Source organism: Proteus sp. Marseille-Q3619 (assembly GCF_965283115.1).
The window spans coordinates 2,861,428-2,875,703 of sequence record NZ_CBDIMP010000001.1 but is presented as its reverse complement, the minus strand read 5'-3'; the positions used below and the strand labels follow the sequence as shown (position 1 = coordinate 2,875,703).

Below are 14,276 nucleotides of genomic sequence, written 5' to 3'. Positions count from 1 at the left end.
ATTTTAGTTAACTTCTTGTCTGATTACTTTTGCTTTTTTGTATCTTGAGGACTGACATTTTTATCAGGGAAAAAGCTCTCAATAATAATAAGCCCTGCACCGATACAAATCCCCATATCAGCAATATTAAAGGTAGGCCAATGCCAATCTCCAATATAAACATCAAGAAAATCGATGACAAACCCGTGGATCAGACGATCAGAGAGATTACCCAATGCTCCGCCAATAATTAGCGCATAAGCAACGTTACTTAGCTTAGCGCTCGCTTTGTTTTTATACATCATTACCAATAAAGTAATGCAGATTGCCAATGCAATCAGTGCAAAAAACCAACGTTGCCATCCTCCTTTATCTGCTAAAAAGCTAAAGGCAGCACCATAGTTATGGGCGTAAGTGAAGTTGAAAAAAGGCATCACGGCAACAGATTCATACAGACGAAATGTCTGCATGAAATACTGTTTCGTTCCTAAATCCAACACCACTACGGCGACGGCTAGCCATAGCCAGCGTAAACCTGTAGAGCAAAGTGTTTTCTTCATTAATTAAGCAAACTTACGTTCTTCACCGTTACCGGCTACGTTAGTAACACAGCGTCCGCATAATTCAGCGTGTTCCGCTACTTGACCGATATCTGTCGCATAATGCCAGCAACGAGGGCATTTTTCGCCGTCTGCTTTGTTAAAGGCGATTTTTAAACCCGCCATATCAGAAGCTAATGCTGTTTCTGGTGCTTCATTAATATCTGCCACTTTCGCTTGAGAAGTTAATAAAACAAAACGCAATTCGTTACCTAACGCATTTAACTTATCTGCTAAAGCTTTATCTGCATACAGAGTTACTGATGCTTCTAAAGAGCCACGCAGTTGTTTATCTGTACGAGCTTGCTCTAATACTTTATTGACTTCACCACGAACGGCAAGTAATTCAGCCCAATAGTCATCATTTAAGGTTTCTGACGCATCTAAGCCAAATAAATCGGTATACCATTCTTCCGTTAAGACATATTTTGCACGTTCGCCTGGTAACTCATTCCAGATCTCATCTGCTGTGAATGACATAACTGGCGCCATCCAACGAACTAATGCTTCACAGATATGGAATAACGCTGTTTGGCAACTACGACGAGCAACGCTATCGCTTTTCGCGGTGTACTGTCTGTCTTTGATGATATCTAAGTAGAAAGAACCCATTTCCACTGAACAGAACTGCATCAGGCGCTGAATAACATTATGGAAATCGTAATTTTCATAATGTTTTAGGATATCCGCTTGTGCTGCTTTCGCACGACCTACTGCCCAGCGATCTAATGTGACCATCTCTTCTGGTTTAACTTGATGTTTTGCAGGATCAAAACCGTTTAAGTTCGCTAAGAAGAAACGTGCAGTATTACGAATACGGCGATAAGTATCAGCCGAGCGTTTTAAGATTTCATCAGATACGGCGATTTCACCAGTGTAATCTGTTGATGCAACCCATAAACGTAGGATATCAGCACCCAGTTTATCCATTACATCTTGTGGACTTACTGTGTTACCGATGGATTTAGACATTTTACGGCCTTGTCCATCTACGGTAAAACCGTGTGTTAAAACTTCACGGTAAGGCGCTTTGCCTTTGATTGCAGTCGAAATCATCAGTGAAGACATAAACCAACCACGATGTTGGTCAGAGCCTTCTAAATACATATCTGCTGAATTGCCATGGAATTCAGGACGCGCATCAACCACTGTTGAGTGTGTTGATCCTGAATCGAACCAAACATCTAGTGTATCTGGCGTTTTCATGTAATCGTCAGCTTCATCACCCAGCACTTCACGGATATCTAAATCCCACCATGCTTGAATACCGCTGACTTCAACACGTTTTGCGACTTCTTCCATCAACTCTAAAGTACGTGGATGTGGCTCTTGAGTCTCTTTGTGAACAAACAGAGACATTGGCGTACCCCAAGTACGTTGACGAGAAATACACCAGTCAGGGCGGTTTTCAACCATTGATTCAATACGTGCTTGACCCCAATCAGGGATCCATTTAACACCTTTGATCTCTTTTAATGATTGCTGACGTAAACCGTTTTTATCCATGCCAATAAACCATTGTGGTGTAGCGCGGAAAATAACTGGCGTTTTATGTCTCCAGCAACATGGGTAACTGTGTTGCATGGCTTCGTGATGTAACAGAGCACCTTTTTCTTTTAACAGCTCAACAATGACATCATTTGCTTTGAAAACAAAAACGCCATCTAATGTTGGATAAGTGCCCGGCAAGTAACAACCATTAGGCCCAACAGGATTTGCCACTTCTAAACCGTATTTTTGACCGACAACAAAGTCATCAGGGCCGTGGCCTGGTGCAGTATGAACAGCACCTGTACCCGCTTCTAAAGTAACGTGATCACCTAAAATTGCAGGTACATCAAAGCCCATAAATGGATGATTAAAGCGCAGTAGTTCTAGATCAGCACCCTTACATTCGCCTAAAACAGCCCAGCTTGTTACGCCAATACGCTTCATTACGCCTTCAACAAGATCAGCGGCTAAAATCACGCATTCATCGTTAAAAGAGACTAATGCGTAATTAAATTCAGCATTTAATGCGATAGCGCGGTTAGCAGGTAATGTCCACGGTGTTGTTGTCCAGATAACCAAAGAAATAGGCTTATCTGTTACTGCATGGAATTTTGCGGCAACGGCGTTTGGATCAACGGCGGTGAAACGCACATCAATCGACGGTGAAGTTTTATCGTAATATTCAACTTCAGCTTCTGCCAGCGATGAACCACACGCAGTACACCAGTGAACAGGTTTAGCCCCTTTTAACAGGTGACCATTTGCGATGATACGCGCTAACGCACGAATAGTGTTCGCTTCGGTTTTGTAATCCATAGTGAGATAAGGTTTTTCCCAATCTCCTAGAACACCTAAACGAATAAAATCTTTTTTCTGTGCTTCAATTTGCTCGTAAGCATATTTACGGCATTCCTCGCGGAATTGCGCTGCAGATATTTTCTCTCCTGGTTTACCTACGATTTGTTCAACTTTTAGTTCGATAGGTAATCCGTGACAATCCCATCCTGGAATGTACGGAGAATCAAAGCCTGACAGCCCTTTGGATTTAATAATAATATCTTTGAGAATTTTGTTTACTGAGTGACCAATATGAATATTGCCGTTGGCGTATGGAGGGCCATCGTGCAAAATAAATGTTTTCTTACCACTTTTAGCCTGACGAATTGCTTGATACAAACCTTCTTTGTACCAACGTGATAACATCTCTGGCTCGCGCTTTGCTAAATCCCCGCGCATAGGGAACCCTGTTTCTGGTAAGTTCAGGGTATTTTTATAGTCACTCATTCGATTCTCAGTTCCAATTTTCCGCTAGTTTATGACTCCGACCGCTGCGATAAAAAATCCCTAGCAGTAGCCACATCATCTGCGATTTGCTGCTTCAATGCATCCAATGATGCAAATCGCTGTTCATTACGTAATTTCTTTCGTAACACAACATCAATACGACGTCCATATAAATCCATATTAACGTCGATTAAATGCACTTCTAATTGTACGCCCGTCCCTTTTACAGTAGGACGACTTCCGATATTTGCCACACCGGGTAAAGGTGATTGATTATCTGATAAATAGACATCAACGGCATAAACGCCTTTAACTGGTGCAACTAAGCGTTTCATAGGAATATTGGCTGTCGGAAAACCAATGGTTCTACCCAATTCATTACCATGAACAACACGCCCACAAACGCTGTAAGGGTGTCCTAGTAGTGATTCAGCAAGAACTAAATCATCATTGAGTAACGCTTCTCGTACCGCAGTGCTACTGATACGCAATCCTTTATCGCAATAACTTTCAGTATTAGCGACTTCAAATCCATATCTAACACCGGCTTGTTGTAAAAAATGGAAATCACCTTCACGATTTTTGCCAAAGCGAAAATCATCACCAATAGCAAGAAACTTCACCCCTAATTTATTCACCAACAGTGATGAAACAAATTCTTCCGGTGTTTGTGCCGCAAATTGTTTATCAAATTTGACACACAAAAGGTAATCAATACCACATTCAGCTAAATACTTAATCTTGTCTCGTAAACGAGTCAGACGTGCTGGTGCCTTTTCTGGTAAAAAGAACTCAAGTGGCTGAGGCTCAAATGTCATCACAACCGTGGGTAATCCTCGCTGCGATGCCTCTTGCTTCAAGTGTTTCAATAATGCCTGATGGCCTCTATGGACACCATCAAAATTCCCAATTGTCAGAACGCAACCGTGGTGTAGCGCTCTAATATTTTGTATACCGCGAATTAGCTCCATAACTGGCTCAATACCGTGGAAATTATTGGATTATACCTTGTCAAAGGCTTGAGAGTAACCCAATATATCAATGTTTATTGATGAGTAATATCTCGACAAGTCGATTCACTGTTATTCTTAAATTTGATTGCTCACATCAAACAAAAAATGGACTATCACTCACTTCTTGGTTATAAAATCGCATAAAATCAAGCATAGATCCTATTAGAATCTATTATTTATTACTCATATACACGATTTTGATGATTTTTTCACTCAAAAGACTGTATTCTACCCGTCTTAACTGATAAAATCTTGCGCCATCACAACGAAACAAGTGTCGCGTACAACGACGCTAATTTTGTATAAATCCATTGACAAACTTAGGTTGAAAAGGCATATTCCTTCACCTTTGTATTTGTCCTCGCTAGAATATATTTGGGAGTTGGAACTTGGCTAATATCAAATCAGCTAAGAAACGTGCGGTTCAGTCTGAAAAGCGTCGTCAGCACAACGCAAGCCGTCGTTCTATGATGCGTACTTACATCAAAAAAGTATACGCAGCAGTTGCTTCAGGTGATAAAGAAGCAGCACAAAAAGCATTTAATGACATGCAACCAATTGTTGACCGTCAGGCAACTAAAGGCTTAATTCACAAGAATAAAGCTGCACGTCATAAAGCTAATCTGCAAGCACAAATCAAAGCAATGTAATATTGCTTTCTTGTGTTATAAAAAACCGGCTTATGCCGGTTTTTTATTTTCTACTTTTTAACCGCAACCACTTTATGGGTTTACAACGCTCTTTTTATCTCCATTAAAGAGTTCTGAAAAATCAGTATTACAAACACGTTGAACCGCTGGATGTTGGATCATTCGCTCTGCAAAAATCGCGTAATACTCTTCTTTTACCGTATCAAGCTTCCCAATCTCTTCGATATTACTATGAGCAAAAGTTTCGTCGGTATACAGTGAAGGCGCGACAAAGATAGCATTATAATTTAAGCCGAATGCTTTCATTAATGCCGCATCATCAAACTCACCCAATATTTCTACTTGCAGGTTTTTATTACGTATCCATGTTAATAAATGGCGACCTAACATATATCTACGCCCCGGAATGAGGAGCTTTCGCTCTTCTAAACATTCAGGAAACGGCTTTTCAGGAAGCGGATGACTGCAAAAAAAACTCATATTACATTCGCCGAGTTTTACAGAGAACAGACCTTCTTGTTGTGACGAATCCACGGGGCAATCTGATAGGATCATATCCAGCTTATGCTGACTTAATTGCTCTAGTAATAGTTCATGAGTAGATTCAAAACAACGCAGATGGATTTGCTCATTATCAATAACAGCCGTTTCTAATATGCGACTGACTAATTGTTTTGATAACGCATCCGCAACACCGACATCAAACAGTAAATTCGATTCACGACTGTAATTAACGATATCCAGCATTTCTTGGCTGAGCATAAACATTTTATCGGCATAACGAAAAATGAGTTGACCCAATTCTGAAGGAACTAATCCTCTTCCTTGGCGTTTAAATAACTTGCCACCCAATCTTTCTTCTAATGCTTTAATTTGCCCTGTAATTGTCTGAGGTGTCAGATACAGCGCTTGCGCTGCACCCACAACAGAGCCTTCTTTACACACATGCCAAAAATAATAAAGATGGTTAAAATTGAGATGTGACACCCGCATAGTTATCTTCCTTTCAACTTCTGTGCTTCATACACAGACTATGTAATAACGCATTAGTTTGCGATTGGCTTTCCTTGCACCCAATCCTCATAAAAACACCTACGGCACAATACACTGTATTGCACCGTAGGTTTAAATATATAGCTCGGTATTTATTGTGTTGAGAAACTCAAATCCGTAATAAATTTCCCTATATTGACTTCGTTTTTAACTTCGGTAAAACAGAACGAAGTAACAAATATCCCACAACAGCGGCTACTGTTGAACCGACTAAAATACCAAGCTTAGCATAGGTATTATAAGCTTCATCCGCGCCATCAAATGCTAACCCTGCGATAAAGATAGACATAGTAAAACCGATACCACATAGCACAGATACTGCAAATATTTGCTTAAGATTAATCGCATCTGGTAATTTTGCAATGCCTAGTTTTACCGAAATCCAACTAAAGAGGAAAATTCCAATCGGCTTACCTAAAAATAGACCTAACGCGATACCTAACGGTAAAGCAGATAACATGCCATCAAGTGTTACACCATTTAAAGAAACCCCTGCATTACTAAATGCAAACAGCGGCAAAATAAAATAGGCAACCCAAGGATGTAGCACATGCTCTAATTCTTCAGAAGGAGAATCACCTTCTTTATTTCTCAATGGGATAAGAAATCCAACAATCACACCTGCAATGGTGGCATGAATACCTGATTTTAAAATACACACCCACAAGATGAACCCTAGAATTAAATAAGCAGCCGTATTACCCACTTTACGCCAGTTCATTATGCCCAGAGCAATCACTATCAAACCTGCCAAAGCGAGAGGCATTAATGCAATACTCTTTGAATAAAAGAGCGCAATAATGACAATCACACCTAAGTCATCAATGATAGCTAACGCTAACAAAAAGACTTTTAACTCGACAGGAACACGCTTACCCAGTAACGCCATGACCCCCAGTGCAAAAGCAATATCGGTTGCCGCTGGAATTGCCCAACCTTGCTGTCCAATTGCGTCCGCATGATTAAACATCAAATAAATCAATGCAGGGGCTAACATACCACCTACTGCGGCTATCGCAGGGAAAATGGCTCTATCACGCTGAGCCAAAGAGCCTTCTTTTAATTCACGTTTAACTTCCAATCCGACTACTAAGAAAAAGATCGCCATTAAGGCATCATTTACCCAAAGTAATAATGGTTTATCAAGTTCGAATGCACCGAATTTGATCATAATTGGAATAGATAAAAACTCATTATACAAAGCACTTAGAGGTGTATTCGCCATAATCAATGCGATAATAGCAGCAATAATCAGAAGAATACCGCCTGATGCCTCTAATCTCAAAAATTGTCTAATAATTGCCGTCATAATATTAACCTCAAAATTACTAATTTTGTTAATAATATGCTAATTATGAATTCGTAAAAAACAGATTATTTATGGATAACAAATCGATATTTTCGAATTAAAGAGAAAATATCAAGAAAAACAAAGCAAATAATCGTCGCAAATCAATAAAGCATCGAAAAAAATAGAATAAAAGTAGATTTATAAAAGATATTTTTATCATATTGATTTAATGAAATTTTATTTATAAAAAAACAAAAATAAGCATCTAATTTAATAATTAACACCAATCAACAAAATAGATCAAAAGTATCAATTTTTCTTATCTACATAAATAATGCTAATGTTATTCTTCATATTAAAATATACCCCGCAATTATAAATAAAAAGAAAATGTTGCATGTTTCACTATTTAACCATTGTGTTATTGTCCTATAGATAGTGAATACTCTCGTTACATTAAGGTTTCTATCAATATGTCGATTACTGTTTTTATTGCCGTTTTATTTGCTGCTATCTTTCATGCATGTTGGAATGCATTAGTTAAAGTAGGTAGTGATCGATTTTTAGGGATCTCGTTACTGACTTTTTTTTCGGGCGCTGTAACTCTACCCGCCTTGTTTTGGGTTGGACTCCCTGATGTTGGTGCATGGAAATGGCTTATTCTTTCTGTTTTATTTCATATTGGTTACACACTCTCTTTAAGTCGCTGTTATACCCTAGCTGACTTTAATCAGGTCTACCCTATCTCTCGTGGCAGTGCGCCATTAATGACTGCTTTTCTTGGTTTTTTTCTCTTCCATGAAACACTGCCTATTGCTGGACTCATTGGCATTTTGTTTATCATTTTGGGTATTATCCTTATCTCACGTAGTAGAAAAATAGCAGAGTTTAATTTACGTAAAGATGCACTCTTTTTTGCGCTACTTACCGCATTATTTACCGCTAGTTATACCCTATCTGATGGTAATGGCTCTCGTGTAGGTGAAACACCGTTTGCTTATATTTTATGGCTCTTCTTTTTAAATGGTATCGCAATGTATTTACTTGCTTGGCTTCGTTATCGCCAACATTTAAAAATCAAGATAAAGGATTATTGGAAACCAGCTTTCTTTGGTGGCGTGATGCAATTGGTCAGTTATGGCATAGTGATATGGGCGATGAGTCATGCCTCTATTGTGCTTGTCGCTGCACTAAGGGAAACCAGCGTGTTATTTGCCATGATCTTATCTGTTTATCTGTTAAAAGAGCAATTTAACCGTAAACAGCTATTGGCGTGTTTAGTGATTTTAGCCGGTATTGTTGCTATCAAGATGGGATAAGACAAAACATAATTCAAATAAAAAAGCCTGATGACAGAATTTATCATCAGGCCTTTTTGAAGGTGATAAGAAAAATTATTTGGTTAAATCATCAAAGAATTTTTTCACACCATCTAAGAAGCTTTTAGAACGAGGGGTATTTTTCTCACCACTCTTGCCACCGAATGATTCACCTAGTTGTTGCATTAACTCTTTTTGTTTCTCATTCAGTTTAACGGGTGTTTCAACCACAACGCGACACATTAAGTCACCAATACTACTACTGCGTACTGATTTAACGCCCTTGCCTTTCATACGGAACATTTTTCCAGTTTGTGTTTCTGCTGGAATTTTAAGTTTCACACGGCCATCAAGTGTTGGGACTTCAATCTCGCCACCTAAAGCAGCAATGGCGAAGTTAATAGGGACTTCACAGTAAAGATTATTGCCATCACGTTCAAAAATATGATGTTGGCGAACATGAACCTGTACGTATAAATCGCCTGCTGGCGCGCCGTTTTCACCTGCTTCACCTTCACCACTTAAGCGAATACGGTCACCAGTATCAACACCGGCTGGAATTTTGACAGACAGCGTTTTAGAGCGTTCAACACGACCATCACCATGACATTTAGAGCAAGGCTCTTTGATCACTTTACCGCGACCATGACAAGTTGGACATGCTTGCTGTACAGTGAAGAAACCTTGACGTAAATGAACCTGACCAGCGCCATGACAAGTAGAACAGGTTTCTGCTGATGTGCCTTCTTTAGCACCGCTACCATGGCATTTGTCACATGTTTCCAGTGTTGGTATACGAATTTCTTTAGTGACGCCACGAACCGCTTCTTCAAGCGTTAGATCCATGTTGTATTGTAAATCAGAACCACGCGCTGCACGTTGTTGACGACGACCACCGCCAAAAATATCGCCAAATACATCACCAAAGATATCACCAAAGTCAGCACCACCGCCGAAGCCGCCGCCACCTTGACCACCAAATCCCCCCTGTTCAAACGCAGCATGACCATATTGATCATAAGCAGCACGTTTTTGAGCATCACTTAAGATCTCATAGGCTTCTTTGATTTCTTTGAATTTTGTTTCTGATTCTTTATCACCTTGATTACGGTCTGGGTGATATTTCATTGCTAAACGCTTATATGCGCGTTTAATTTCTTTTTCGTCGGCAGTTTTACTTAAACCGAGTACTTCGTAAAAATCTCTTTTCGCCATTCTAGATTACCCTTGACATAAACACACGGGCGTTGAGTTTCCTCGACGCCCGTGTTCGGTATCAGTAACTATTCACAGGTGAGTTACCGCGGCCCGTTAAGGGCATTATTTCTTGTCTTTGCCGTCAACTTCTTCAAATTCTGCATCGACAACATCGTCATCTTTCTTCGCACTTGCATCAGCACCCGCGGCATTACCTGCTGCACCTGCTTGAGCTTGTTGTTGTGCGATTTCTAGTAATTTTTCAGAAGCTTCAACTAATGCTTTAATTTTTGCTTCAATAGTGTCTTTATCTTCGCCTTTAGAAGCAATTTCTAACTCGCTTACCGCTTTTTCGATAGCTTCTTTATCGTTCGCTGGTAATTTATCACCCGCTTCTTCAATTTGTTTACGTGTACCGTGAACTAATTGGTCAGCTTGGTTACGAGTTTGTACTAATTCTTCAAACTTACGGTCAGCTTCTGCATTTGCTTCTGCATCACGAACCATTTTTTGGATTTCATCTTCATTTAAACCTGAAGAAGCTTTGATTGTGATGTTTTGCTCACGACCACTGTTTTTATCTTTCGCTGATACATGCAAGATACCATCAGCATCGATGTCAAAAGTAACTTCGATTTGTGGCATACCGCGTGGTGCCGCTTGAATACCATCTAAGTTAAACTGACCCAGTGATTTGTTATCACTTGCACGTTTACGTTCACCTTGTAATACGTGAATAGTTACAGCAGATTGGTTATCTTCTGCGGTAGAGAACACTTGGCTATGTTTAGTTGGAATTGTGGTATTTTTCGCAATCAGGGAAGTCATTACACCACCCATTGTTTCGATACCTAAAGACAGTGGTGTTACGTCAAGTAACAAAACGTCTTTAACATCACCCGCTAACACACCACCTTGAACAGCCGCACCCATTGCAACAGCTTCATCTGGGTTAACGTCTTTACGTGGCTCTTTACCGAAGAAATCTGCAACGGTTTTTTGAACCATTGGCATACGAGTTTGACCACCAACCAGAATAACGTCGTTAACTTCGCTAACTTTCAGGCCTGCATCTTCTAATGCAACACGTACTGGTTCCATTGAACGTTTAACTAAATCTTCAACTAAAGATTCCAGTTTTGCACGAGTGACTTTGATATTTAAGTGTTTAGGGCCAGTCGCATCTGCTGTAACGTATGGCAAGTTAACATCTGTTTGTTGTGCAGAAGATAATTCGATTTTCGCTTTTTCTGCTGCTTCTTTCAGACGTTGCATTGCTAATGGATCGTTACGTAGATCAATGCCTTGTTCTTTCTTAAATTCATCAACTAAATAGTTAATTAAACGGCTATCGAAGTCTTCACCACCTAAGTGAGTATCACCATTGGTTGACAGAACTTCATAGGTTTTTTCGCCATCAACTTCATCGATTTCGATGATAGAGATATCAAATGTACCACCACCTAAGTCGTAAACTGCGATAGTACGGTTACCCACTTCACGATCTAAGCCGTAAGCCAGAGCAGCCGCTGTTGGTTCGTTAATAATACGTTTAACTTCAAGACCTGCGATACGACCCGCATCTTTAGTTGCTTGACGTTGAGCATCGTTAAAGTAAGCAGGAACAGTAATAACAGCTTCGGTAACTGCTTCACCTAAATAGTCTTCTGCTGTTTTCTTCATTTTTTTCAGGACTTCAGCAGAAACTTGTGGTGGAGCCATTTTTTCGTTACGAGCTTCAATCCAAGCATCACCGTTATCAGCTTTTACAATTTTGTAAGGCATGATAGCAACGTCACGCTGAACTTCGGCATCCTCAAAACGACGACCAATTAAACGTTTGATGGCAAATAAAGTATTTTGTGGGTTAGTCACAGCCTGACGTTTTGCAGGTTGACCAACTAAGATTTCACCATCTTGTGCATAAGCAACGATTGAAGGAGTAGTACGATCACCTTCTGCGTTTTCAATAACCCGGGCAGTTTTGCCATCCATTACAGCAACACAAGAGTTAGTTGTACCCAGGTCAATACCAATAATTTTACCCATTTAAACGCCTCCAAAGAGAATTCTTTATCAATTTGATTACCAATCTATATGAGGATGAATATTCATTTTTCAAGTCACAAATTAATAGACTAAACAACATCATCTCCAAGCGGATACAAAATCAACGCAACTCAATAGTGGTAATTGCAGTTGAAAAAGAAGATGGGGTCATAAATACATTCATCAAGGGGAATAATGAAAAAAAATGCAAAAAATGCGAAAATTTTGTGTTTGAGAACAAAATAATAATTAAAATTTGTTATTTTTCATAATGTTACGTCAACCACAAATAACATCATGAATTATCTGAAATGTACTTTTAAGACCATACTTAGAATAAGAGTATAACTATTTGAAAAATAATATTTTTTAAATTTTATAATAAAAATATCAAATAAATATCGGGTTACTTTTGCGTTATCCAAACTTAGTCAAAACTTTTCCTAGCCAGAAGTTTGGTGACAAAAATAACCTCTTACATTATTTATGCTGAAGTGGAACGGCGGGCTGATTTAGGTCTAAAAGCAGCAACAATAGCTTCATTAGTTTCGACATAAGGACCATCAAGCAGTTGAATGCAGTACGGTACACTAGCGAAAATACCGCTAACAATCACATTACCATCGTTATCTTTTAATCCTTCTAATGTTTCTGCAATAGCCTTAGGTTGCCCTGGTAAATTTAGAATTAACGCTTGGTTACGAATAACACCAACTTGGCGAGATAAAATAGCTGTGGGTACAAACTTCAGACTAATTTGGCGCATCTGCTCGCCAAAACCCGGCATTTCTCTGTCTGCGATAGCCAACGTAGCATCAGGAGTAACGTCACGACGAGCGGGGCCAGTTCCCCCTGTTGTTAACACTAAATGACAGCCGACTTCATCAACTAGCTCACACAGTGTTTGCTCAATCATGAGTTGTTCGTCAGGAATTAAACGTGATTCGATATGAAAAGGCGTTGTTAATGCAGCCTTTAGCCAAGCTTCTAAAGCGGGTAAGCCTTTATCTTCATAAATCCCACTTGATGCGCGATCAGAAACAGAAACTAACCCTATGCGTAATTCGTTCATATCAAACCTCTATTAATCAATCACCGTCTAACTTGCGCGCAGATATTACCATGAGAACACAAGAGAATTAAAAAGAATCTCAATATATTATTGATATTTAAAATTTGATTATTGAGAATGGATAATAAAGAAATGATAATAATCTATTTTTATTTGGCTTTAGCTAAAAATAAAAAAGGGAGCATAAGCTCCCCCTCTTTAATCTTGAATAATATTAATTAATATTACTCATCAATATATTTAGTAATATAAGACGCTGCTAATTTTTTCGCTTCGGCTAATTGTGCTGCATTTAATGCGCGGGCAGTACGTTTTAGCATAGCTTCATCACCATCACCATTTTCAACAGCAACAGAGAACCATGCATAAGCTTCTTTCAGATCGCGTTTAACGCCTTTACCGTAATAATAGTTTAAAGCTAAGTTATTTTGTGCCAAACCATTACCTTGTATAGCTGATTTTCTATACCATTCAACGGCTTTACGTGCATCTTTAGCGACACCGTCGCCTTCATCGTACATTACACCTAAGTTATTTTGCGCATCACGATTACCTTGGTTTGCTGCTTTGGTATACCAGAAAACCGCTTTAGTGCCGTTACGTTCTACACCTTCACCATCATCATAAGAGACAGCAAGGTTATATTGTGCGTCTGCATGACCTTGCTCTGCTGCTTTTGTATACCAAACAACCGCTGCTTCATGGTCTTGCGCTACACCGATACCTTCATCATAAGAGATCCCAAGGTTGTATTGAGCATCACTATCACCTTGCTCACCAGCTTTAGTATACCAATACACTGCTTTCTCATGATCTTGCGCTACGCCATCACCATCATCATAAGAAACAGCAAGATTGTATTGGGCTAAGGAGACACCTTGAACAGCCGCTTTGTTATACCAATAAACCGCTTTTTCTGCATCACGGTCAATATCATCACTCATGTCATACATAAGTGCTAAATTTAACTGTGCTTCAGCATGGCCTTGTTCTGCCGCTTTGGTATACCACTCCAGTGCTTTTTGTGAGTCTTGCTCAACACCTTCACCATTCTCATATTTCACACCCAATTGATATTGAGATGCTGCATTTCCACTTTCAGCACTTTTTTCAATTGCAGGTAAAGAGAAAGCTGTTTTACTTTCTGCCATTGCAGCGCCACTAAAAAATAACGATGCAAGTACCGTTGCCAAGACAATCTTTTTCATAATTCACCAATAATAAATAGAGTATTTTAATAATATATTTTTATAATTATTACTGGATAAATAATATATTC

11 protein-coding genes are annotated in these 14,276 nt (G+C 39.3%); 2 read left to right on the top strand and 9 right to left on the bottom strand.

Annotated elements, in window-relative coordinates; translation table 11 throughout:
* Positions 1-23 precede the first annotated feature (23 nt).
* The 3 genes from lspA to ribF are packed head-to-tail and all read right to left on the bottom strand — an operon-like array spanning position 24 to position 4,324.
* Positions 24-539: a signal peptidase II gene (gene lspA / locus ACWPWK_RS13275; RefSeq protein ID WP_109371833.1), complete on the bottom strand. Its 516-nt coding sequence runs from the start codon at positions 537-539 to the stop codon at positions 24-26.
* Positions 540-542: 3 nt separating this feature from the next.
* Positions 543-3,353, bottom strand: coding sequence for an isoleucine--tRNA ligase (gene ileS / locus ACWPWK_RS13270; RefSeq protein WP_109371835.1), 2,811 nt, complete (start codon positions 3,351-3,353; stop codon positions 543-545).
* Between the two features lie 29 nt (positions 3,354-3,382).
* Positions 3,383-4,324 (bottom strand): bifunctional riboflavin kinase/FAD synthetase, encoded by a 942-nt coding sequence (gene ribF / locus ACWPWK_RS13265; protein ID WP_109371837.1) that lies wholly within the window; start codon positions 4,322-4,324, stop codon positions 3,383-3,385.
* A 431-nt stretch (positions 4,325-4,755) separates the two neighbouring features.
* Here ribF and rpsT point away from each other — a divergent pair, with 431 nt between their 5' ends.
* Entirely contained in the window at positions 4,756-5,016 is a 261-nt protein-coding gene (gene rpsT / locus ACWPWK_RS13260) for a 30S ribosomal protein S20 (RefSeq protein WP_004248964.1), read from the top strand.
* Between the two features lie 72 nt (positions 5,017-5,088).
* On the opposite strand, the gene nhaR is transcribed toward rpsT, so the two are convergent.
* Together nhaR and nhaA are read right to left on the bottom strand one after the other, a co-directional pair.
* Positions 5,089-6,009 (bottom strand): transcriptional activator NhaR, encoded by a 921-nt coding sequence (gene nhaR, locus ACWPWK_RS13255; protein WP_109371841.1) that lies wholly within the window; start codon positions 6,007-6,009, stop codon positions 5,089-5,091.
* A gap of 190 nt (positions 6,010-6,199) precedes the next feature.
* Positions 6,200-7,378: a Na+/H+ antiporter NhaA gene (gene nhaA / locus ACWPWK_RS13250; RefSeq protein ID WP_109371843.1), complete on the bottom strand. Its 1,179-nt coding sequence runs from the start codon at positions 7,376-7,378 to the stop codon at positions 6,200-6,202.
* Between the two features lie 455 nt (positions 7,379-7,833).
* Between nhaA and ACWPWK_RS13245 the strand changes: the two genes are divergently transcribed.
* A complete protein-coding gene (locus tag ACWPWK_RS13245) occupies positions 7,834-8,679 on the top strand; it encodes a DMT family transporter (RefSeq protein WP_109371845.1) in 846 nt (281 codons plus the stop codon).
* A gap of 75 nt (positions 8,680-8,754) precedes the next feature.
* Here the strand turns inward: ACWPWK_RS13245 and dnaJ are convergent, their stop codons facing one another.
* From dnaJ to ACWPWK_RS13225, 4 genes are all read right to left on the bottom strand, one after another.
* On the bottom strand, positions 8,755-9,894 hold the full coding sequence (gene dnaJ, locus ACWPWK_RS13240) for a molecular chaperone DnaJ (protein ID WP_109371847.1): 1,140 nt from the start codon (positions 9,892-9,894) through the stop codon (positions 8,755-8,757).
* A gap of 105 nt (positions 9,895-9,999) precedes the next feature.
* Complete coding sequence (gene dnaK / locus ACWPWK_RS13235) at positions 10,000-11,925, bottom strand: molecular chaperone DnaK (RefSeq protein ID WP_109371849.1); 1,926 nt, start codon at positions 11,923-11,925, stop codon at positions 10,000-10,002.
* A 484-nt stretch (positions 11,926-12,409) separates the two neighbouring features.
* Positions 12,410-12,997 (bottom strand): molybdopterin adenylyltransferase, encoded by a 588-nt coding sequence (gene mog / locus ACWPWK_RS13230; protein ID WP_109371851.1) that lies wholly within the window; start codon positions 12,995-12,997, stop codon positions 12,410-12,412.
* Positions 12,998-13,221: 224 nt separating this feature from the next.
* Positions 13,222-14,205: a tetratricopeptide repeat protein gene (locus ACWPWK_RS13225; RefSeq protein ID WP_109371853.1), complete on the bottom strand. Its 984-nt coding sequence runs from the start codon at positions 14,203-14,205 to the stop codon at positions 13,222-13,224.
* Positions 14,206-14,276: the final 71 nt, after the last annotated feature.